We start from the raw sequence: 21,537 nt of genomic DNA, 5'->3' as shown, positions 1-21,537 counted from the left end.
ATGCGAAACCCCTTCGGTCGCACCCCGTCCGCAGCACCCGAGCTGGAGTGCCTGACCGCCCGTCACACCCTCCTGGTCCGCCCCCGGCAGACCTCCCGCCCCGCCGCGGCCCGGTCCGGCGACACCCCCGCCGGCGGGCCCTGGCAGGCCCGGACCTTCGCCGAGAGCCTCGCCCACGACCCCGACCACCGCCTGGTCGTCCTCGACGTCCCCGAACGCCAGCCCCTCACCTCCTGGGAACCGCTCGCCCGCAGCCTGGCCCGCCACCCCGGCGGCATCCGCCTGCTGACCGCCCCCGGCTCACCCGAGGAACCCCGCCCCGTCGGGCAGTGGCTGGCCGACCGGCTCGGCCGCGAGGTCCTCGTCCCCGACGGCGAACTCGCCCGCACCGCAGACGGCTCCCTCTTCGCCCTCGGCGACCCCGAGCAGGGCTGGATCCGGCTGCGCCCGCACGGCGGCCCCGCCCAGTGGGACTCCCGCCGCGCCCCCCGGCCCGCCTGGGAGTCCCCGGCCGTCAACCGCCGCTGGCAGACCGGACCGCTCGGCATCTGCGAACCCCTGCCCGGCGGCGCCTGGCTGCGCCCCGCCCACGACGAGGACCCCCGGCCCCGGCAGGACCACCGCCGGCGGCTCACCGGCTTCGTGCCCTGCCGGCCCGACCGGTTCGCGGTGGTGCTCGGCTACCCGGGCGCCGCCGCCCTCGGCCTGGAGGAGATCGTCCGGTTCTGGACCGCCGTCCCGGCCGCCCACCGGCCCGCCGTCCGCTTCGTCGGGTACGGCCCGGTCGCCGTCCCCGACGACCTCCCGCTCGGCCAGGCCCTCGCCGACCTGCTCGGCCAGTCCGTCGCCCTCCACCCCGGCCTGCCCGGCGCGGGCCGCACCCGCACCCAGGAGGTGGAGGTCCACGCCGTCGGCGAGGACGGCACCCTGGGCTGGCGGCTGTTCGCCCGCGAGCTGGGCTACGTCCCGCGCGACACCGCCGGCGGCCGGGCGGCCGCCCCCGTGGTGGTCACCGCCCGCCAGCCCGTCCACGGCCTGCCCGAACTCCGCCCCGGCGTCTACCGGTACGCCCCGGACGCCGTCCTGGAGGTCACCCAGAGCGGCCTGTGGATGCGCCCGCCCGCCGACCTCCCGGACACCGCCCTCCCCGACGCCACCCCCATCCGCGGCCTCCCGGTCGAACCCGGCACCGTGAAGATCGTCTTCGACGCCGGCGACCGGCACACCGCCGACCGGATGCAACTGCTCGCCCTCGACGCCCTCTGGCGGCTCGACCCCGCCACCCGGCAGGCCGCCCGGGTCGTGTCGGCCGACATCGCCACCGGGCGCACGGCGGCCGTCCGCGGGGGTGTCCACGTTCCCGGGGCGGTGGCCGGTGTTCCCGGGGCGGCGGGTCGTGGGGTGAGCGGTGGGGCGTTCGCGGCGGAGATCGCCACCGGCCTGGTCGCGCCCGTGGGGCCGGCCGGCCCGGTGGCGGGCGGGCCGGTGACGGGCGGGACGGCGCAGCCGCCGGCCCCCGTGAGCGGCTTACGGGCTGCGCCCGGCGTGGGCCTGGCGAGCGGGCCCCCGTCACCGCCGGAGGCGCAGCCGACCACGGCCGTGGCGGCGCGAGCCGGCACACCGAGCGCCTTCGCGGTCGACATCGCCACCGGGCTGGTCATCCCCTGGCCCACCTCTGCCCCGGAGGCTCCCGGACCCGGGGAATCGATCCAGGGCTCCGCCCCTGCGGTGACGGATCCTCAGGAGCCGGCACAGGCAGGATCCGTGCGGCACCGGCTCGGTTCGGTGGCGACCTCGGCCGGCACCCCGGCGGCGGAGGGCGCGGCGGACCCCGACGCCGGGGTGCTCGGTCCGGCCAGGCCCGCCCGACCCGCCCGACCCGCCACCGCGCGGCGTACCCGCGCGGAAGCCGTCGCCGCCCCGCCGGACGAGTCTGCCGTCCCCGCCGCACCGGCGCAGGTCCGGTCCGAGTATCTTTCCCCCGAAGCCCCTCGGACCGCTGAAACCCCGGACGCCGTGGCCTGGGACGCCGACCCCGCCGCCGTGCTTCCGGCCTCGTCCCCGTCCCCGGAGGCTCGATCGAAGGCATCGGCCGAGCCCGTCCGGACGGTCCGCCCGGTCGGTGTACCGCCGAAGCCCGCCACCGCGCCCAAGGCCGCGCCGCCGGCTGCTCCCGCCCGCCTGGTGGGCGCCGACACGGCAGACCGGTCCTCCGGCCCGGCCGTGGCGGAGCCGGCCGTTCCCGCGGCCACGGCGTCGCGTGGTGGAACGGGCGACCCGACGGCCGGTCAGGCACCTGCGGTCGGCATCCGTACGGCGACGGGGACTCCGCAGAGGGTGTCGGCGGCGCCCGGGAGCGGTACGGCGGGGGAGCGGATGCCCTTCGTGAACGCGCTCGTGGCGAAGGAGTCGACGGCGGCCCCGGGCCGGGACAGCGGGGCCACGCCGGCAGCCGTGGAGGCTCCGGCGGCGACGGCGACGGCGTCACCCACGGTGGGCGACCCGTCGGCGGCCGCGGCACCCGCCGAGGCAGCGCCGACCGCCGCGCCCCCGGCCGTACCGGCTCCCGCCGTACCGGCCGGGCCGCCGCCGCCGATCCGACTGGAGTCCGGTCCGCTGCCCGAACTCCCCGCGTTCGCACCCCGGTCCACCCCGCCGGACCGGGTCGCACCTCCCGTCGACCCGAGCCCGCGGACGGAACGCCCGGCCGCCGCTCCCGTGTCCACCGTGCCCACCCCCGAGCCGCCGCCCACCGCCGAGGTCGGCGTCCAGCCCGTCCCGGAGCCCGCGGCCGGCGCGGTACCGCCCGTCGGCGGGATCGACCGGGAGCGCGGGTGGCTGCGCCAGACGCTCCGCCAGGAGTACGACAGCGCCGCCGGCACCCTCGCCCGGGTGCTGTCGGTGGCGCCCGGCCTGCGGGGGGACGCCCGCAGGCCCTCCGAGGACACCCTCACCGACCTGGTCGCGGTGCGGCTGCTGCTGTCCGCGGGCGGTGACCGGATCGCCGCCGCCGTCCGCGGCGGCACGGTCGGCGCGCACGTTCCGCTGGCCCGTTGCGCCTACGCGGGCCTGGGCCGGCTGCCCTCCCACCGGGGTGCCGCCCACCTGCGGGCCGAGGTCACCGAGGCGCAGTGGCAGTGGTACCGGGGGCGGCGGACGGTCACCGAGTGGGGGTTTGCGCCCGCGCTGACCGCCGCCCGGTCCGGCCTGCCCGGGACGGTGGACTTCCTGGTGTGGTCGGTCACGGCCCGCCGGACCGCCCTGCTGGAGCCCGAGCTGCCCGACCGGGTGGTCTTCCTCCCCGGCACCGCCTTCAAGGTGCTCGCGGTTGCCGAGGCCGAGGGTGAGACGCCCCGGACGGTCCTGCTGCGCGAGCTCGCCCCGTCCGAACTCGCCCCCGCGGCCCATGAGTCCGGCACCGGCACCGGCACTGGCAACGCCACGGCCACGGCCACCGCCACCGGCACCGCCACCGGCACTGCGCAGCTCGACGACTTCGCCCTGGCCGGCCTCGCGCGGGCCGCCCAGGAGTGGCGACGGCCCGATGCCGCCCCGCCCCTGCCGGACGCCTGTGCCGGCTCCTTCGGCAACCCTCCAGGACTCATCCGCACGGCGCACACCCCCCATCCGGGAACCCCCGCGCCGGGAAAGGGAACCTCACCGTGAACCGCCAGATCCTCGTGGTCTCCCCGCAGCGCCCCGGCGCCCACCGCACCATCGGCGAGGCGCTGCGCCAGGCCGGCGACGGCGCCCTGGTGTCCGTGGCGCCCGGACGGTACGAGGAGCACCTGGTGCTCGACCGGCCGGTCACCCTGGCCGCCGACGGCGCGCCGGGCAGCGTCGAGATCCACACCGCCGACGGCAGCACGGTGACGGTGGACTGCGAGGCCGTCCAGTTCAGCGGGCTGGCGCTGTCCGGCGCGGACGACCAGTACCCCGTGGTGGACCTGCGCCGCGGCCAGGCGGCCTTCGACGGCTGCACCGTCACCGGCGCCGCCTGGACGGCCGTGCTGGCCCGGCTGGACGGCACCCTGGTGGCCCGGGACTGTCGGATCCGGAACCCGGCCGGCGCCGGGATCGTGGTCACCTCGGCTGGCGGGAACACCGTGGAGCGGACCGAGGTGGTCCGGGTCGGCTCCTCCGCCCTGGTGGTCGCCGAGCAGGGCCGCCTCACCGTCCGCGGCTCCACCCTCACCGGCAGTGGCGGCAACGCGCTGTGCGTCAACGGGCAGGGCTGGGCCACCGTCGAGGACACCGCGGTCGCCGACAGCGCCAAACCCGCCCTGGTGGTCGAGCAGGACGGCCGGGCCGACCTGCTGCGGGTCACCGTGACCGGCAGCGCGGCCCTGGACGCGTACCTCACCGGCGGCGGGCCCAGCACCCTCACCGACTGCGCGTTCACCGGCTCGGCCGGGCAGTCGGTGCACATCGCCGGCGGCGCGGAACCCCGGCTGCGCGGCTGCACGCTGACCGGCGCCCGGCAGTGCGGCCTGCACGTCACCGGCGGCGCCCGGCCGCACCTGGAGGACTGCACCGTCGCCGACACCCCGCTCGGCGCGGTGCTGGACGGCGAGAGCGCGCCGCGCATCGACGGGCTGACCGTGACCGGCACCGAGCAGGCCGCCCTGCTGGTGAGCGGCGGCGCCTCGGCCGACCTGCGGCGGCTCGCCGTCCGTACCGACCGCGCGGGCCTGCGCGTCCTGGGCGGCGCCCGGCTGCGGCTGGAGGACGCCACCGTGGACCTGACCGAGGGCGGCGACGCCGTCGACCTCGGCGAGGGCGCCAGCGGCATCCTCACCGACCTGCGGGTCCGGACCACCCGCGGCACCGGGCTGCGGGCCGGCGGCGGCGCCCGGCTGGAGGTGACCTCCTCGCTGCTCACCGGCGCCGGGGTGGAGATCGGCCCGGACGCCGAGGCCGCCCTCACCGACGTCGAGGTCGTGGACGCCCACGAGGACGGCGTCCGGGTGCTCGACGGCGGCACGCTGACCGCGCTGCGCTGCCGGGTGCACGGCTCTCGGGACCACGGGTTCAGCCTGGCCGCCGCCGCCCGTGGCGACCTGGAGGGCTGCCGGGCGGACCGCACCGGCGGCCTGCCGCTGCACAGCCTGGCCGCCGAACCCGTCCGCACCCTCGACTGCGAGTTCGGCGGGCCGGCCGGTCCGGTCCCGGCCGCCCGGATGCGCCCCCGCCAGGACGGCGGGCCGCCCGCCGCCGGCCTCCCCGCGCCGGAGCCCGATCCGGGCACCCGGCACGATCCCGCGCCCCGGCGCGATCCGGGCGCCCGCTCGGAGTCCGGCCATCCGCCGCCGGCCGCGGGCCCCGCCGCCCACCCCGGCACCGGGCCGCTCGCCGAACTGGAGGCGCTGGTCGGCCTGGACAGCGTCAAACAGGAGGTCACCGGCCTGATCAACCTCAACACCATGGCCCAGCGGCGGGAGGAGATGGGCCTGCCGATGCCGCCGATGAGCCGTCACCTGGTCTTCGCCGGCCCGCCCGGCACGGGGAAGACCACGGTCGCCCGGCTGTACGGCGCCGTCCTCGCCGAGCTCGGCATCCTCGGCAAGGGCCACCTGGTGGAGGTCTCCCGGGCCGACCTGGTCGCCCAGATCATCGGCGGCACCGCGATCAAGACCACCGAGGTCTGCACCCGGGCGCTCGGCGGCGTCCTGTTCGTCGACGAGGCCTACACCCTCACCAATCAGGCCAAGGGCAGCGGCCCCGACTTCGGCCAGGAGGCGGTGGAGACCCTGATGAAGCTGATGGAGGACCACCGCGACGAACTCGTGGTCATCGTGGCCGGCTACTCCGAGCAGATGGAGCAGTTCCTCTCCTCCAACCCGGGCATGGCCTCGCGCTTCTCCCGCACCGTCGAGTTCCCGAACTACACCCCCGCCGAACTGGTCACCATCACCCGCAACATGTGCGGCCGGCACTACTACGAACTGGACGACAGCGGCCACGAGGCGCTGACCCGGTACTTCGACCTGATCCCCAAGGACGGGACGTTCGGCAACGGCCGGGTGGCCCGCGGCGTGTTCGAGGCGATGGTCAGCAACCAGGCCTCCCGCCTCGCCGCGCAACCCGGCGCCCGCGACACCGACCTGAGCCGGCTCGCCGCCGCCGACGTCCCCGCCCTCCCCGCGCCCGAGCACCCCGGTGCCGACCCCGCCGGACCCGGCCGCACCGGCGCCGACCGCGGCGGCCGGCGCCTGGCCGCCCTGGTCGGCCTGGAACCCGTCCGCGAGGCCCTGGCCGCCCGCCTGGACGGGCTGGTCCAGCTGAAGTCCGGCGGCCAACCGATCGCGCTCTCCGCCAACCTGGTCCTGGAGGGCCGGCCCGGCAGCGGCCGCCGCGCCCTCGCCCGGCTGTACGGGCGGGCCCTCGCCGAACGGGACCTGGCCGCCACCGGAGCCGTCCACGAGGTGCCGCTCTCCGCCTTCCCCTCCCGCTGGCACGGCCAGGCCGAGACCTACGCCGCCGCCCTGTTCGAGGAGGCCGCCGGCGGGGTGCTCCTGCTGGAGGCCGACCGCGCCCTCGCCGAGCGGCCCGAGGACGAGCGCCGGGCCGTCCTGGAGGCCGTCCGCGCCCGCGCCCAGGAGACCGACCTCGTCCTGGTGCTCTCCGGCGAACCCGCCCCCCTGGCCGACGTCCTGCGCGAGAGCCCCGCCCTGGCCGGCTGCTTCGCCGAGTACCTCCGGCTCGCACCGTACGCGCCGGAGGAACTCGCCGACCTGGTACTGCGCCGCCTCGCCCGCCAGGGCCGCGCCGTCGACGCCCAACTGCCCGGCGCCCTCGGCGAGCACTTCGCCGACCACCCGCTGCCCGACGGTGCCCACGGCGCCCACCGCTACGCCGACCGGCTCGCCCAGGTCGCGGCCTCCCGCACCATCCGGCCCGCCGACCTGGGCCCGGCGGCGGCCGAGGCGCCCGCGACGGCGGCCTGGGGGTACGCCTGAGACCTCGGTACGGTCCGTCCGGGCAAGCGGGGGTGGCAGCTCGGGCAGTACCCGTCCGCGGTAGAACGTCCGCCTGCGAAGGATGCGGGAGAGTCGACATGAGCAACCCAAGTGCTCTGCTAGAGACACCTTTTGACGGATCGTAAGGAGACACGGGTGACCACTCCCACCTCGGTGACACTCGAAGGCATGCACGCCGCTCTGGGCAGCTTCCGCGAGGCGCACGGCAGCGCCCGCGCCCAGCTGGCCGCCATGAACGAGCAGGTCGCGGCGCTCGGCGGGATCTGGACCGGCGATGCGGCCGGAACATTCAGCGGCGCCATGCAGACCTGGCTCAGGGACTTCACGAGCGTGGTCTCCGCCCTGGACGAGATGGCCCACACCCTGGAGGGGAACACCGGCGTCTACCGCTCCACCACCGCCGACGTGGACCAGATCGCCGCCGGCGTCAACTCGTCCATGAACAAGCCCCTCGCCGGCCTGTAGGCCGGCCCGATCTCCAGGAGCACACCACGATGAGCACGTACTCGGTCCACTTCGCCAAGGTCCAGCACGTCGCCGAGGAGATGCAGCTGATCTCCCGAACCATCGGCACCACGCTGGCCGAGCTCGACGCCAACGCCCGCCGGCACCTCGCCGAGTGGAACAGCGACGCCCAGACCGCCTACACGCACGCCAAGGCCCGCTGGGACACGGCCGCGGCCGACATGGCCGCCCAGGCGCAGAAGGCCCAGACCGCGCTGACCCACATCCACGCCGCCTACCTCCAGGCCGAGCGCACCGGATCCGGCATGTGGGGGCGGTGAGGTGGCGGACAGGGAACCCCGGCAAGTCGCGGGACAGGCCCGGGCGGCCCACGACGGCTCGCACGCCAAGCCCGGCGCCCACCCGGACGAGTACCCGAACACCACCCAACTCCCGCCCGAGCGGAAGCTGGAGGGAACGGCTCCGACCCCGCCCCCCGTCCCGGGGGCCAAGCCGGCCGGCGGGCAGACCGCGGTGAGCACCCCCTCGCTGGACGTCTTCGCCCGGAACGTCGAGAGCCTGCTCGCCCCCGTCAAGGAGGCGATGGACAAGCTCCGGCAGACCAGGGTCGCGCCCGGCGCGTTCTACCACGCCGACGAGATCCGGGGCCGCACGGTCGGGCCCAACGGCGACGGCGGGCTCAAGGACCAGATGGTCAAGGCGCTCGGCGACGTCTACAGCGGCCTCACCGCCGTCAGCCGGGGCGTCGCCGAACTCAGCCGGACGTACACCGGCGCCGAGGAGGCCAACCGCATCAAGGGCACCGACCTGCAGAAGTCCCTGGACGGCGCACGCGGTGACTTCGCCGCGATGCTCAAGGACTCCGGCGGGTCACCGGGAGCGGCCGGCGGCGGCACCCCGCCACCCGCGGCCTAGCACCCGTTCACCCCCGGCGTACCGCAGGGGTGGACCGAACTCCCGTTCCGGGCCGACCCATCGGGGTGGGCCCGGCCCGGAACGGGCCCGTCCGGGAGACCGGACCAGATACGAACAGCACCATGCAGCACCCGGGCGACGCGGCCCGCCGGCACCACGTCCGGCCGGCCCCGCCCGGGGTTCCGGCGTGCCCGGCGGACGGCCCGCAGTCGACCGCTGACCGCCGCCGCCGGAACGGAGACCACCGGGCGGACCGACGGATCGGGCAGGAGCGGGAACGGCAGTGGCCGACTACAACACGGGCGGATTCAGCCAGGGCGACGACGGGGCGGTCTACGGCTCCCCGGGCAGCACCGGCAAGGCCAGCGACTACGACGGCTGGGACTGGAAGCAGATCATGGCCGCGATCAACGGCGGCGCCGCCATGGCCGCCACCTCCGACAGCAACCGGGCGTCCGCGGTCGCCGACCCGGGCTCCCTGGTGAAGGCCGGGAACGACTTCTACCGGGCGCAGCTCGTCCTGGAGATGGTGGCCCGGAGCCTGGACGACCAGTCCCGGGCGCTGGCCGGCGAGGACGGTCCCTGGCGCGGCGAGGCGGCCGACTCCTTCCGCACCGCGATGCGGACCTTCTCCACCCAGGTCGACTCCGTCGCCGGCGTGCTCTCCGGCGGGTCCGCGGGACTGCACTCCATCCCCAACCAACTCGTGGCCAACGGCAACCAGTTGGCCTTCGCCCAGGCCAGGATCCGGGACATCGACGCCTGGTACGCCAAGGAGGCGCAGCGGCTGGGCATCCGCCAGATGTCCAACGGCCTGATACCGGTCAGCAAGAGCCCCGAGATCGTCCGGCTGATGAACCGGGACATGCGTGAGGTGCTCAAGAACCTGGCCGGGCAGTACCAGATCACCGTCGACGCCGTCCGCACCCCGCCACCGGTCCAGCCGCCGGTGAAGGCCCCGGGTGCGGGCGACCGGCCGCTCCCGCCCGGCATCGGATCCGGTCCCGGCGGCGTGCCCCTGCCCGGCGGGAGCGGCCCGGCACCCTCGGTCGCCGACTTCCCCGGCGGTGCCGGCTCCGCGCCACCCGCCGTCCCCGGCCTGCCCGGAGGGGCGGGTGGCGGGATGCCGGCCGACTTCCCGGGCGGCGACGCCGTGCCCGCCCCGGCACCGTTCCCGGGCGGCGGGGCGATGCCCGGCATGCCGCAACTGGACGGTGGCGCGGGCTCGCCCCGGGCCTTCCCCGGGCTGCCCGGTGGGGAAGGGGCCGGCGGCCTGCCCGCGCTGGACGGACCGGGCGCCGGTGCGCCGATGCCCTTCCCGGGCGGCGGGATGCCGACCGTCGGACGCCCGCCCGGCATCGGCGCGCCGCTCCCGTTCCCGGGTGGTGCGGGGGCCGGGGCCCCCGGCGCCGGCGGGGCGGTGCCCGGCACGGGGATCCCCGGGATCGGCGCACCCCTGCCCTTCCCCGGCTCGACCGGCGGCGCCGGCACGGGACGGGGGCTGCCCGGGATCGGCACCGGCACCGGCTCCGGCGTCGGGCGAGGGTTGCCGGGTACCGGGAGCGGGTCGCCGCTGTCCTTCCCCGGCCAGTCGGCCCCGGGAACGGGAACCTCCCTGCCCACGCTCGGCAGCGCGGGCCTCCCCGGTGCCGGATCCCTCGCCCGGGCGTTCCCCGGAGGAGCGGGCGCGGGCATCGGCGGCGCGCCCGGAACCGGCGTGACCACCCCCGGTCTCGGCGGCCTGGACGCCACCGGGCGGCCGTACGCCGTCGACGCGCCCTCCTCGGGGGCGGCGGGTTCCGCGGCGTCCGGCGCGGAGGGTACGCCGGCCGCAGGCGCGCAGTCGCCGATGATGCCGATGGCCCCGATGATGCCGGGCGGCGCACCCGGCGGCGCCAAGGACGGCGAACGCTCCGACGCCTCCGGCCTGCTCACCCCCGACGAGGCCCCGTGGACCGAGGACGGCACCGTCACCGCCGAGGACGAGATCGGCGCACCCGAGGGCACCCCGGCAGCCGCCGGCCACGACTCGGCCCCCGCCGCTCAGACGGGGGCACCGGCGACGGAGGCCGCGGTGACGTCGGACAGCACGGTCGACAGCACCGCCGTCGCGGCCGAACCACTCGACGCCCTCGGCCTGTTGGAGACCGGCGCGGTGCCCTGGTCGGACCGTACGGCTCCCGCCGGGCAGGCGGCCGTGGCGACGGCGGCCACCGCTGCACCGGTGGCCGCTGCGCCGGTGGTCGCTGTACCGGTGGCCGCTGCGGAGGCGGCCGCCCCGTCGGCGACCGGGACCCCGGCGACCGCCTCCCCGGGCGCGGGCGCACCGACAGCAGCCGCGGCCGCGCCGGCCACGACGGGCGAGCCTGCGCTCCCGCCGCCCGTCGTGGTGCAGCCGGTCGTGGTGCCCGCAGCCGTACCCGTCGGCTCCTCGGCGACCCCAACCACGCTCCCCGCGACCGGAGGTGCCGCTGCCGCTCACCCGACTCCGGCACCCGGGGGAGCGGCGGCGCCAGCCGGATCGGCCGGTCAGCCGGTGACCTCGACGGCCGTACCCGCCACCCCGGTGACCGCCACCCCGGTGACCGGTGGAGCGGGTCCAACCTCGGCACCCCACGCGCCAAGTGCCGCCGCTCCGACCGGCGCTCGGGAAGCGCCGACAGCCCCCGACGCGGCCGGGCCCGCCGTGACCGGTGACGCCTCCCACCAAGCCGTCCCTCACCGGGTAGCGGGAGCGGCCTCGTTGGAGGAGGTCGCCGCCTGGGACACCGCCGCCGCCTCCTCCCTCGTCCCGCTGCTCTGGCGCTCCCTCGGCGGACGCGGCCGCTCCGAGCCGCGGACCGGCGAGCACGCCGGCACCGGGCCGGACGGCACCCCCGCTCCGGACGGCCCGGTGGCGGCCGACCACGCGGGGGACGCCGAACCGGACGGCCCGACGCTGGCCAGCTGGCGACCGTCCCCGGTCCGCGCACCCGCCGAGGGTACGGACCCCGACCAGGCACCCCGCTCGGGCCACTGGGACCCGAACGGCGAGGAACCCGAAGAGGACGACCCCGCCGAGGCCGCCGACGGGGACCCGGCCACCGACCGCGCCGAGGAACCCGAAGCCGGCCGTATCGCCGAACTCCTCGCCGGGAGCGCCACCCAGTGGGGCACCTGGGACGAGGACGCCGACGGCATCCCGGACTGACCCGCCCCCTCGCCCCGTACGACCGTCTACCCGCGGCCGTCGGGGCGAGGCCGGCTGCTCGGGTCGGCCGCTCGGTCGGTTGCCCGCGCGGGAGGTCTTGAACGATGTCCCCGGGCCCTCTGACGGTCGGATCGGTGCCGGCGGACAGGCGAGCCGGGCGGCCGTCCCCGAGGGGCAACGCTCGGTGTACGAAGGTGCCGCCGGGCCCCGGAACGGGCCGGTCCGGGGCGGACGTCCGGTTGACTGGTGATCAGCCGCAGGGGGCGCGCGCTCGCCTCCCCCTCGGGCGCGAGCCCCTGCGGCGACGACGACCGTCCATCTATGGTCCGTCCGCCGTCCGTCCGCCGTCCGCACCCGAGGGAGCCCGCCGTGAGCACGCCGTACGACCAGCGGATCGACGAGCTCATGGAGGAGTACCGAAGCCGTCGCGCCGCCGCGGGCGACCTCCAGCGCCGGCTCCGCGAGATCTCGGCCACCGCCACCGCCCCCCGCCAGACCGTGAAGGTCACGGTGGGCGCTCAGGGCGAGCTCACCGCTGTGGAGTTCCCCACCGGCGCCTACCGCCGACTCGCCCCCGCCGAACTCGCCGAGGCCGTCCTGACCGCCGCACGCGAGGCCCGGCAGCAGGCGCTCGGCCTGGCCGGCGAGGCCATCGCGGCCCATCTGCCGCCGGAGGTCCAGGCCTCGGACTTCCTCCAGGGCACGGCCGACCTCACGGCGCTGCTCCCCGAGGAGCCCCCCGTCCTCGACGCCGTCCGGGCGTATGTGGAGCAGGGCCGGCGGCCCCTCTGACGTCGCGGCCCGCCGCCGACCCCGCACCGAACCGCCGTACGACGAGGAGGGCTTGAGATGTCCGACCTGCAGCTGTCCGTGGACACTGACCGCATCGCCACGGGAATCCCCGCGGTGCGCGACCTGGCGAGCCGGACCCGCGACGTCTCCACCAGCCTGATCGCCAGGCTCCCCGACATCCGCGAGGTCTGCGGCAGCGGCCCGATGGGTCAGGCCATCGTCGACCAGTACGAGTCGACCGCGCGCTCCCTCCTCCAGGGATTCGTGGACGCCTCCACCGTGATCGACCGGACCGCCGACGGCGTGCACGGGATGACCAAGGGCCTCGCGGACACGGAGCAGACCAACATCGATGCCCTCCGCGGGCACGGCGTCACCCGCGACACCGGCGTGCACCCGGTCAAGGCGCCCGGCGCCGGTCGGCGGTGAGCTGACCCATGGGCGTCGAGATCCCCGCCGAGCTCAACTGGCTCGTCCAGGTCACCGCCGGCCAGGACTGGCCCGAGCCGGACGAGGACCGGCTCGATGAGATGGGCCGGGCCTGGGAGGACGCCTCGGTGATGCTGGGACGACTCGCCGCCTCGGTCGACCCGGTGACCGCCCGCGTCCTGAGCGGCGTCAGCGGCGCGATGGGAGCGGAGTTCGCCTCCTTCATGGGCCGGCTGGGCCGGGGCATCCCGGCGATGTCCCGGGGAGCCGGGCAGGTCGGCGGGATGACCCGCAACTCCGGCCTCCAGGTCGGCTACGCCAAGTACATGATCATCGCTCAGACGGCCTGGCTGGCAGCCGAGATCGCCGCCCTGGTGCAGTCCCTGTACGGGGCGGCGCTGATCCCGGCGCAGGTCGCCGCCGTCCGCTGGAACGTCCAGATGATCCTGCGGCGGGCCTTCACCGCCGTCATCACCGAGACCGTCGCCCAGGCCGCGATCGACGCCGCGGTCCAGGGCGTGCAGTTCCTGCTGGGCGCCCGCACCGAATGGGACACCGCCGCCACCGTCGGCGCCGTCGAGATGGGCGCGGTGAGCGGCGCCATCGCCGGTCCGCTCGCCCTCGGCGCGGAGATCGCGGCCCCGAAGCTCGCCACCACCCTCCCGGGCATGGCCGGCATCCACGCCACGACCGGCGTCGCGGTCGGAGCCGTCACCAACCTCGCCTTCGACGCCGGCCAGGACCTCGGGCTCGCCGCCGCGGCCGGCGCCATCGGCGGCGCGGCCGGCTGGCGGCGCGGCGGCCACGGCGGCGGGGTGGCCGGCGTGGAGAAGATCAGCGCCGGGCTGGACGACCTGGTCCCGGTGACACCGCCGACGGAGGCGGCGCCGAGCGGCGGACACGGCATCGACGCGGCAGGACGGGCCTCCGAGCCTGCGCGCAGGCCGGAGAGCGGCGGGGAGGTCGCGGGAGCGTCCGTTCCGACGGTCGGTACGGAGCCGTCAGCCTCGACGGCCACCAGGCCGGGAGCCGTGTCCGGCCCCGCCGAGCAGCCCGCCCCCGTGGTCGGCGGCGTGGGACGGGCGGGGGAGACCGGTGCGACCACGGCCGGCACCTCCACGCGGCCCGCCACCGGCTCGGCCGGCGCGGGCTCGGGTACGGCCGTCCCGGGTCAGGCCGCGGGCCAGGCGCGAACGTCCGGCGGTAGCCGGCCGGTCACCGAGAGCCAGGGCAGCGTCGCGCACCCAGCGGGGCTCCCCGGCCTGGACACCTCCGTCGGCGCCACGACGGGTGCCCACGCGCAGGCGCCGACCGGAGCGTCGCAGGCCCCCCACGCGCCGTCCGGTTCCCATGCGGAGACATCCGCGGGCACCTCGGCCGCGCCGTCCACCGGCGCGCCGGAGCCCCACGGCTCGGCCGTTTCGGCCCAGACTCCCGCCACCGGCCACCCTCGGGCCGCCGCGGAGGCCCTGCCCGGGACCTCCGCCGCCGCAGCCGACCGCGCGGCGGAGGTCTCCCACCAGGCCGGTGGCCCGGAGCAGGACCACACCCGCGCAGCACTCCCCACCACCGACCCGGCCGGGAACGCCGTCCACCCGGGGGAGTCCGCCAGCGGCCACCCTCGGGCCGCCGCCGATCCTTCCGCTCACGCGACCTCCCCGCTGCCGTCGGCGAGTGCTGCCCCTGCGCACGCCGAGGTCCACACCGCCCCTGGCACACCCACCTCTGACACACCCTCCGCCGCGCATCCCGGCGGTGTCGGTCGCGCATCCGAGGCACTCCCCCCGCCCGCGGCACAGCCCGCCGCAGGCGCCCCACACCCCGCCGGCGGTTCAACGGTCCCCCGAGCCGCCGGCGGTTCCCCCTCGCCCGCCCCCGAAACCGCGAGCGCGCCGACACCCACCCGCGCCGGCATCCACATCGGCGAACCCACCCGGATCCCCACCACCGGAGGAACCGCGCAGGTCGGTGCGGCCCCGGCCGCGACCGTCCGGGACCCTGGCACCGTCCGTACGGAGTCCGGGTCCCCGGTACCCCCGGCGGCCTCCGAGCGGCCGCAGACCGCGCCGGCCGCCGCAGCCCCGGCCGGCCATGAGAGCCCGGACCCCGCCGACCGTCCCACCGGGACGCCGGACCACGACCCGCAGACCCCCGATGGTCCCGTGCCCCCCACCCCGGAGAACCCGCCGACCCGCGAACCGGAGCGCCCTACACCCGAGTTGGTCCCCCCACCCGGGTACGCCGACCCGAGGTCCGAGCGGGCGACACAGTGGGCCGAGGCCCAGCGCGGGCTCTACGAGACGTACGACCACCGGCTGGACGAGGCCGCCCGCAGCTCGGCCCGCGAGGTGGAGGTCCAGGGCCGGCTGGACCGGGCGTTCACCGAGTGGTCGCGGCGGCTGCCCGACGGCACCCCGGACGAGGTGGCCCTCGCCGTACGCCGCCGGGCGGGCGAGCAGGTCACGGCCGAGCTGGCCGACCACCCGGCCGAGCGGGACCGGATCCTCCAGAACATCACCGGGCAGCTGGAGTTGGCCGGATTCCGCGAAGCCGCCGTCCGGGTCGGAATGGAGCGCTTCGACCGGGTGGCGGACTCCTGGGGCCGCCGGCTCACCGGCGGTACCGACGGATCCCCGACCCTCGCGCCGGACCTTCCGCCCGAGGCACTGGACCGGGTCCGCACGCACCTGGCCGCCGTCTTCCGCGACCGCCTGGAGACGGTGGCCTCGGAGACGTACCGGACGCCCGAGGACGTCCGCGAAGACCTCGACTCCCGTACCGCGCTGGGCGAGCAGCGGCTGGCGGAGCTCACCGGCGGGCTGACGGCCGACCTCGACCTGCGGGCCGGGTACGAGTCGGCGATCGGCGGCGCCGAGCGACTGGTCGACCGGACCGCCGACCGCTGGCGCACCGCCCTCGACCCGGCGAGCAGCTCCCTCCTGGAGCAGACCGGAGTCGCCGCCGATGCCCATCTGTCCGAGGCCAGCCGGACGTTGCTCACCGACCGGCTCCGGGAGCGGCTCGGCGCGGACTTCGCAGAGGTGTTCGGCTCCACCGAGTCCGCCGCCGGGTTCCACGGGGACCTGCCCGAGGCCGTGGCCGACTGGAACAGGCGCTTCGCGGCACATGCCGAGCAGCTCCCCGGGCAGTTCGCCGTGCAGGCCGCGCGGGAGGCGTCGATCGCCTCGACGGTCGACGCCGTGCGGGCGGCCGCCGGTTCGTGGCACGACGAGGGCCGCCCGCGGTTCGACCCCGACACCGCCGAACGGCTCGGAATCCCCGAGACGGTGCCGGACCGGATCGTCGACCAGCTGGCCGCCTCCCTCGCCCGCCAGGCCGATGCAGACCTGCTGCGCGCCGCCGGGACCGACCCCGTACCCGCCACCTCCTGGAGTCTCACCGACCCGGCCCGCATTCACGACCTGCTCGCCCTCCAGACCGCCCGCGATCACGTCGTGCGGACCGCCGAGGCGTCCGCGCGCGCCGACAGCGCGGCCTGGAGCGCCCGCCACGAGCTGTCCGGCGACTCGGCGGACCGGGTCCGCACCGGGCACGCCGAGCGGGTGCTCGCCGCCTTCGACGAGCTGTTCGCGGGCCCGGAGGCGCTGCACGGAGACGGCCTCGCCGAGCGGCTGGACACCTGGCACGAGAGGCGGCGGTCGCTCGACGAGGGCCTGGCAGCCCGGCTGGCCTTCGAGTCGGAGGCCATGCCCGGGTTGAGGACGGCGCTCAGCGGCTTCGACACCCTGGCGGAGGGACGGGAGATCGCCCGCGCAGAGCTGTCCGCCCTCCGGGAGAGGTTCGGTGAGGACTGGTTCACCGCGTACCGGGAGCACTGGGGCGGCCAGGGCGCTCCGGACGGGGAGCGGGGACTCGTCCACGAGGCCGCGCACGAGCAGCGCCTGCGTCTGGAGGCACCCGGGGAAGCGGTCGGCCGAGGGATGTCGGGGACCGAGCTGGTCCCCACCGCCGGACGCCACCTCGTTCCGGACGTCCGGCTCACGGGTGCTCCGGCGCCGGAGCGGCACCACGGACGGGAACAGGAGTCCCCCGTGGGCCCCCGGCGGCCCCGCGACGGCGTCGGCACCGCTGCCGGCGAGGGCGCAGGCCCGGCCACCGGGGTGCATGACCAGGGTATGGTCGCCGACCGGCAGGACGACACGGTGTCGCCCCGCTCCGCCGATCAGCCCGATGGTACCGACCGGACGGCGGGCGACCGTTGGCCCACCTCGCTGCAACCTGACGACGACGACTCCGTATCGGTGACGACGAGCCTCGACTCGGATCTGCCGTCCAATGTGAGGACCGAGCTGACCGTGCGTTTCGGCAAGGGGTCGAAGACCCTGCCCGAGTCGGCCGTCGCGGCTGTACAGCAGCACGCGAGCAGGCTGGCACAGGACCTGCGTCTCCGGGAGCAGGGGAACTGGGAGCTGCCGACGATCGAGATCACCGGCCGCGGGAACTCGCTGTTCGGTGCCAACTCCACCGGCAGGCAGCGCGCGGAAGCCGTCCGGACGGCTCTGAACGAGGCACTGCGCAGTGAGCTTCTGAACCGCCGCATGCCAATCGGCGACGTGGAGTCGTTGATGGGCCGCCTCGCCGACCGGACGAGTGTGAAGTCCAAAGGGCGGGCGGAGTTGCCCGAGGAAGTGGAGGTTGAGAACGCGACAGGTGTGGCGGACAGGCGGCGTACCTCCACCATGGTGGTCGAGCCACCCGACCTCTCGGGTGGCCTTGACGAGCCCGGCCAGGCCGTCCAGGAGGTCGTCCTGGATGCTTCGGCCGCCGATGCTCTCCAGAGACGGAACGTGTTCCTGTCCCCGGTGTCCGGAAGAGATCTCGCGATGAGCTCCATCCCCGAACCCGGGCAGCGGGAGTACTCGACGGAGCGACCCGCCAACGCCCACCTGACGCAGGTCGCCGCGGTCGACTTCGACCAGTTGACCGCCGGCGGTGCGGGGGGGCCCTTGCAGTACCGCCAGGACACCGGCCTGCTCTTCCGGTGGGAGAGGAATCGGCACGGAACGGACTACCACGACGTCCTGGAGCGCGGCCTGTCGCCAATGGACCCGGACCGCTACCCCAGTCTGGCGGACTACAAGAACGCCAACTACGGCTCCACCTTCGTCAGTACGACCCGGTCAGAGACCGCCCAGAACGATGGCTGGGGCACGGACCTGCGCTATCTCATCGACGCGCCGGGCGGCATCGACGTCGAGGCCACCCTCCTGGGGTCATCGCTCGTGGCCGAGGAGGAGGTCGCGTTCCCCGGTGGTATCCGCCCGCAATACATCGTCGGCGTCGAACTCGTTCGGGGCGTGGAGCTGCTCGAATCGGGACGCTACGCGGAGCGCGTCGAGTTCGTTCCGAACCCCTGGTACAACCCCGCGCACCGGCTCGAACCGGGTCCCTCCCTCTGGCCGTCGTCCTCGGAGCCCGAGGAGGCGCGGGTGCCCGGTCCTGCGGCGCCCGGACGCAGGGTGCCACTGCCGGCCGGGCCGGAGTCCTGGGAGGGCCGGCGCGACACGGCGCCCGTGGCGCGGGTGAGCACCGAACGGTTCGACCCGGCGAGTGATCCTCTGGCCCCGGGGCGCGCGGCGGGAACTCTCTGGGGGAGCCAGACGCTGGTGCGGACCGATGTCCGTCGGTTCGAGGCGCCGAACGGGACATGGGTGCGTGACCACGAGGTCAGCCTGCCGATGCGCCCCGGCCCCGGTGTGACGAAGGAGGACCTCCCCGGGCTGCAGAAGCAGCTGCAGGAGGCGCTCGACCGGCATGTCAACACCGGCTACGCGCTTCCCCGTTCCGGCGACCAGTTCCACCTGACGGTGCGTCTGGTGCACGACCCTGCGCACGGCGAGCACGTGACCGTGACCCGGTCGGAGCATCCGGCCCGGGCCGACCAGCGCCACTGGAACCTGGGCGGGGCGGAAGGCGACGCCGCGCGGATGCCTGTCCTGGTCCACGAGGTTCTGCACTACGTGGGTCTGCCGGACGACTACCGCGACAGCGGCTTCCTCTTCCGGCAGGACGAGAGGACCGAGACCGACCGTGCCGGCGGTCCGATGGCCCAGACCAGGCACTTCACCGAGCTTGTCGCGCGTAACCTGGCCGTCATCGAGGATGTCGTCGACTCCGCCGCGGTCCTGCGCGACCACCCGCTCGGAACAGGGCCCGGGCCGGCCGACACCCGGTTGGCCCATGCTTCCGGGAGCACCGCCGCGATCCGAACCGAGGCCCCGGCGCCGGACCGCTGGCTCTCCCCGCTCGCCGACGAGCCGGAGTTTCCGCCCTTGCCGGCGAGGTACGCGAACCTCGGGAAAGACGAGGTCTTCGTCACCAACCAGTGGCGGATCGTGGAGGTCGAGGAGGGGGAGGATAATTTCACGATGGTCGCCCAGTTCCAGGACGGGAGCATGACCGGGAGGCGCACCGACCACGGGCCGGTCGCCGGAAACGTCACCGACCCGGAGGGTGGGACGTACAAGGTGGGTGAGGACAACCCGGCCTGGAACTGGTATGACGGGAGCGGGAAGATCATCGCCTCCTCGCACGGGCGCACCGAATCCCTCCCCGAGGTGGCGAGCGGGCGGTCGGACCCTCCGGCGAGCGTTGCGGACGCCAGGGTGACGGAGGTCGACTCGGCGGCCATCCGGCCTACGCCGATATGGACGACCCCGGCCGGGTCGGAGATCTACCGCAACAGCGAACTGGCACCGCAACAGGTCTTCGAGTCCGGGTTCCCGCCCAAGGGCGCGGCAGTGCCCGACCTGCTGACCTACGTCTACCACGCTCCCCAGGACACGGTCTTCGTGAGCGCGACCACGATCCGGAACTACGTCAGTCTGACGGCCGCGCAGGCCGGGATCCCTGCGAAACAGCTGAAGTACCGCTACATCTATGCGATCGACCCGCTCGGCGGCGTCGACATCAACGCCACGCTGGACATCGCCTCGCCCTTCCCCGACCAGAAGGAGATCGTCTTCCCGGGCGGAATCAGGAACAGCTTCATCAAGTCCGCGCAGCAGCTGCACCTGGAGACCGGCGAGCCGGTCGGTGAGGTGATCCGCAACCCTCACTACGACCCTCACCACCAGCAGTAGGTCACCGTCATGGCGGCGACCGGCCGCCGCGGCGGTACCCAGGTCCAGGCGGGCGACGAGTGAGGCCGCCGTACACCGAAATCCGTCCGGACCGTCATCCACCGCGGCACGGCGGTGGCTGGTGTGATGCGCCGCGAGTCCCAGCGGGAGCCGCTGCGCTCCGCGGGTGGCGCATCCTGGGCCTTCGGCCGTGCCGATCACTTCGTCCGAGGAGGAGCGTTCCGATCACACCGGATCGGCCGGCGGCACCCGATGGAATCAGCGCGACAAGTTGGGAGGCCGGCGCGGACCGTCCTCGCCGGTAGTGGGCGGGCGAGAGCATGCCCTCAGGGGCGTCAGGAGCGGCGGGTCCGGGCAGCGACGTAGCCGGTCAGTCCGCCGAGCGCCACGCAGAGCGGCGAGTACAGCGCCAGGTCCCAGTGCCGGAACTCCGACGGCACCTCGCCCAATGCCAGGCCCGAGGCGGCCAGGCCGCCGAGCCCGCGGACCGCCATTACCCCGGCCACCGTCCACATCCCCGACCGGACCAGGCGCGAGGACCCGAGCGGCCGCTCCGGACGGGCGCCGGTGACGACCAGCCAGGCGGCGGCGCCCAGCAGCCCGGTGACCGCCAGGGTGAGCGGTGCCGACGGCAGCTGCGACTCCTCGACCCCGACCACCACCGCGGCGAACTCCTCGCGCGAGCCCAGCGGCCAGGGCGAGAAGGCCCACACCGCGTGCAGCGCGCCGATCCCGGCCAGCGCCGCCCCCGCCACCGCCGCGGCCACCCGGACGCTCGGACCAGCCCCTGTGGCCCCGGCCGCCCCCTCGGCGGAACCCGCCCCTGCGGAACCCGCCTCCGCGGAACCCGCCGAACCCAGCAGCCACTCCACGATCTTCATGCCGCCACCCCTTCGCCTCGCCGACAGTTCCGTACAGTGCTGTACGGATAATCCATACAGTACTGTACGGATCATGGCGAAGGGCAAGGTCCGCAAGGACGACTGGACGATGGCGGCGCTGCGCGCCCTGGCCCGCGGCGGGGTCGCCGCCGTGGCCGTGGACGGGCTGGCGAAGGAGCTCGGCGTGACGCGCGGCAGCTTCTACTGGCACTTCGACAACCGGGAGGCCCTGCTGGTCGCCGCCCTGGAGACCTGGGAACTGCACACCACCACCGAGGTCGTGGCGGCCGTCCGCACCCTTCAGGACCCCGTCGCCCGGGCCCGCGCCCTGTTCGCGGAGGCGCTCGGCAGCGAGGAGATCGCCGGGCTGGAGCCCGCCCTCGCCGCGCAGACCGGCCACCCGGCCGTCGCCGAGGTCGTCGCCCGGGTGATCGAGACCCGGATCGCCTTCCTCGCCGAGGTCTTCACCGACCTGGGCTTCGACCCGCCGACCGCCCGCCACCGGGCCCTCGCCGCCTACGCCGCCTACCTCGGCTGGCTCGAACTGCGCCGCACGGCACCCCTGCTCGCCCCCGAGACCCTGCCCCAGGACCCGCGCTCGCCGGCCGCCCTGGACCACCTGGTCGCCCTGCTCCTCGCCCCCGCCCAGCCGCCGGCTCAGTACCCGGCCCAGCCCCCGACCGCGGCAGCCGAGCCGCCGGCGCCCCGAGCGGTCCCCACGGCGGACTGAGGAGGCGCTCGCGCTTCGCGCACCCGGGAAACCCGGATGCCCGTATGCTCCC

At 75.9% G+C, this 21,537-nt stretch carries 11 protein-coding genes; 10 read left to right on the top strand and 1 reads right to left on the bottom strand.

Features of this window, described 5'->3' with window-relative positions; translation table 11 throughout:
* The 9 genes from ABWK59_RS02920 (at window position 1) to ABWK59_RS02880 (ending at window position 19,874) form a co-directional block, all read left to right on the top strand.
* Window positions 1–3,666: a hypothetical protein gene (locus ABWK59_RS02920; protein WP_354637689.1), complete on the top strand. Its 3,666-nt coding sequence runs from the start codon at window positions 1–3 to the stop codon at window positions 3,664–3,666.
* Complete coding sequence (locus ABWK59_RS02915; RefSeq protein WP_354637688.1) at window positions 3,663–6,959, top strand: right-handed parallel beta-helix repeat-containing protein; 3,297 nt, start codon at window positions 3,663–3,665, stop codon at window positions 6,957–6,959. Before ABWK59_RS02920 ends, ABWK59_RS02915 begins: the two co-directional genes overlap by 4 nt.
* 156 nt (window positions 6,960–7,115) lie before the next feature.
* Window positions 7,116–7,445 carry a WXG100 family type VII secretion target gene (locus ABWK59_RS02910; protein WP_354637687.1) on the top strand — a complete coding sequence of 110 codons (330 nt, stop codon included), beginning with the start codon at window positions 7,116–7,118 and terminating at the stop codon, window positions 7,443–7,445.
* A gap of 29 nt (window positions 7,446–7,474) precedes the next feature.
* Window positions 7,475–7,765, top strand: a complete 291-nt coding sequence (locus ABWK59_RS02905) for a WXG100 family type VII secretion target (RefSeq protein ID WP_354637686.1) — start codon at window positions 7,475–7,477, stop codon at window positions 7,763–7,765.
* A 1-nt stretch (window position 7,766) separates the two neighbouring features.
* On the top strand, window positions 7,767–8,360 hold the full coding sequence (locus ABWK59_RS02900) for a hypothetical protein (protein ID WP_354637685.1): 594 nt from the start codon (window positions 7,767–7,769) through the stop codon (window positions 8,358–8,360).
* Between the two features lie 283 nt (window positions 8,361–8,643).
* A complete protein-coding gene (locus ABWK59_RS02895) occupies window positions 8,644–11,550 on the top strand; it encodes a hypothetical protein (protein ID WP_354637683.1) in 2,907 nt (968 codons plus the stop codon).
* A gap of 369 nt (window positions 11,551–11,919) precedes the next feature.
* The gene (locus ABWK59_RS02890; protein WP_354637682.1) at window positions 11,920–12,342 is read left to right on the top strand and encodes a YbaB/EbfC family nucleoid-associated protein; all 423 of its coding nucleotides are present in this window, start codon (window positions 11,920–11,922) and stop codon (window positions 12,340–12,342) included.
* A 57-nt stretch (window positions 12,343–12,399) separates the two neighbouring features.
* Entirely contained in the window at window positions 12,400–12,771 is a 372-nt protein-coding gene (locus tag ABWK59_RS02885) for a hypothetical protein (protein ID WP_354637681.1), read from the top strand.
* A gap of 8 nt (window positions 12,772–12,779) precedes the next feature.
* Complete coding sequence (locus ABWK59_RS02880) at window positions 12,780–19,874, top strand: scabin-related ADP-ribosyltransferase (protein ID WP_354637680.1); 7,095 nt, start codon at window positions 12,780–12,782, stop codon at window positions 19,872–19,874.
* 335 nt (window positions 19,875–20,209) lie between these two features.
* On the opposite strand, the gene ABWK59_RS02875 is transcribed toward ABWK59_RS02880, so the two are convergent.
* The gene (locus ABWK59_RS02875; RefSeq protein ID WP_354637679.1) at window positions 20,210–20,755 is read right to left on the bottom strand and encodes a DUF3995 domain-containing protein; all 546 of its coding nucleotides are present in this window, start codon (window positions 20,753–20,755) and stop codon (window positions 20,210–20,212) included.
* Between the two features lie 73 nt (window positions 20,756–20,828).
* On the opposite strand from ABWK59_RS02875, the gene ABWK59_RS02870 reads away from it, so the two are divergent.
* Complete coding sequence (locus tag ABWK59_RS02870; RefSeq protein ID WP_354637678.1) at window positions 20,829–21,485, top strand: TetR/AcrR family transcriptional regulator; 657 nt, start codon at window positions 20,829–20,831, stop codon at window positions 21,483–21,485.
* Window positions 21,486–21,537: the final 52 nt, after the last annotated feature.

The organism is Kitasatospora sp. HUAS MG31, from assembly GCF_040571325.1.
GTDB lineage: Bacteria > Actinomycetota > Actinomycetes > Streptomycetales > Streptomycetaceae > Kitasatospora > Kitasatospora camelliae.
Note: the sequence above shows the minus strand (reverse complement) of the source record. Positions and strands in the feature narration are given on the sequence as shown.

Excerpts from the sequence above, each read along its gene's own strand:
- ABWK59_RS02905 (WP_354637686.1), top strand. The coding sequence starts at position 7,475 with ATGAGCACGTACTCGGTCCACTTCGCCAAGGTCCAGCACGTCGCCGAG.
- ABWK59_RS02880 (WP_354637680.1), top strand. The coding sequence starts at position 12,780 with ATGGGCGTCGAGATCCCCGCCGAGCTCAACTGGCTCGTCCAGGTCACC.
- ABWK59_RS02920 (WP_354637689.1), top strand. The coding sequence starts at position 1 with ATGCGAAACCCCTTCGGTCGCACCCCGTCCGCAGCACCCGAGCTGGAG.
- ABWK59_RS02870 (WP_354637678.1), top strand. The coding sequence starts at position 20,829 with ATGGCGAAGGGCAAGGTCCGCAAGGACGACTGGACGATGGCGGCGCTG.
- ABWK59_RS02885 (WP_354637681.1), top strand. The coding sequence starts at position 12,400 with ATGTCCGACCTGCAGCTGTCCGTGGACACTGACCGCATCGCCACGGGA.
- ABWK59_RS02875 (WP_354637679.1), bottom strand. The coding sequence starts at position 20,755 with ATGAAGATCGTGGAGTGGCTGCTGGGTTCGGCGGGTTCCGCGGAGGCG.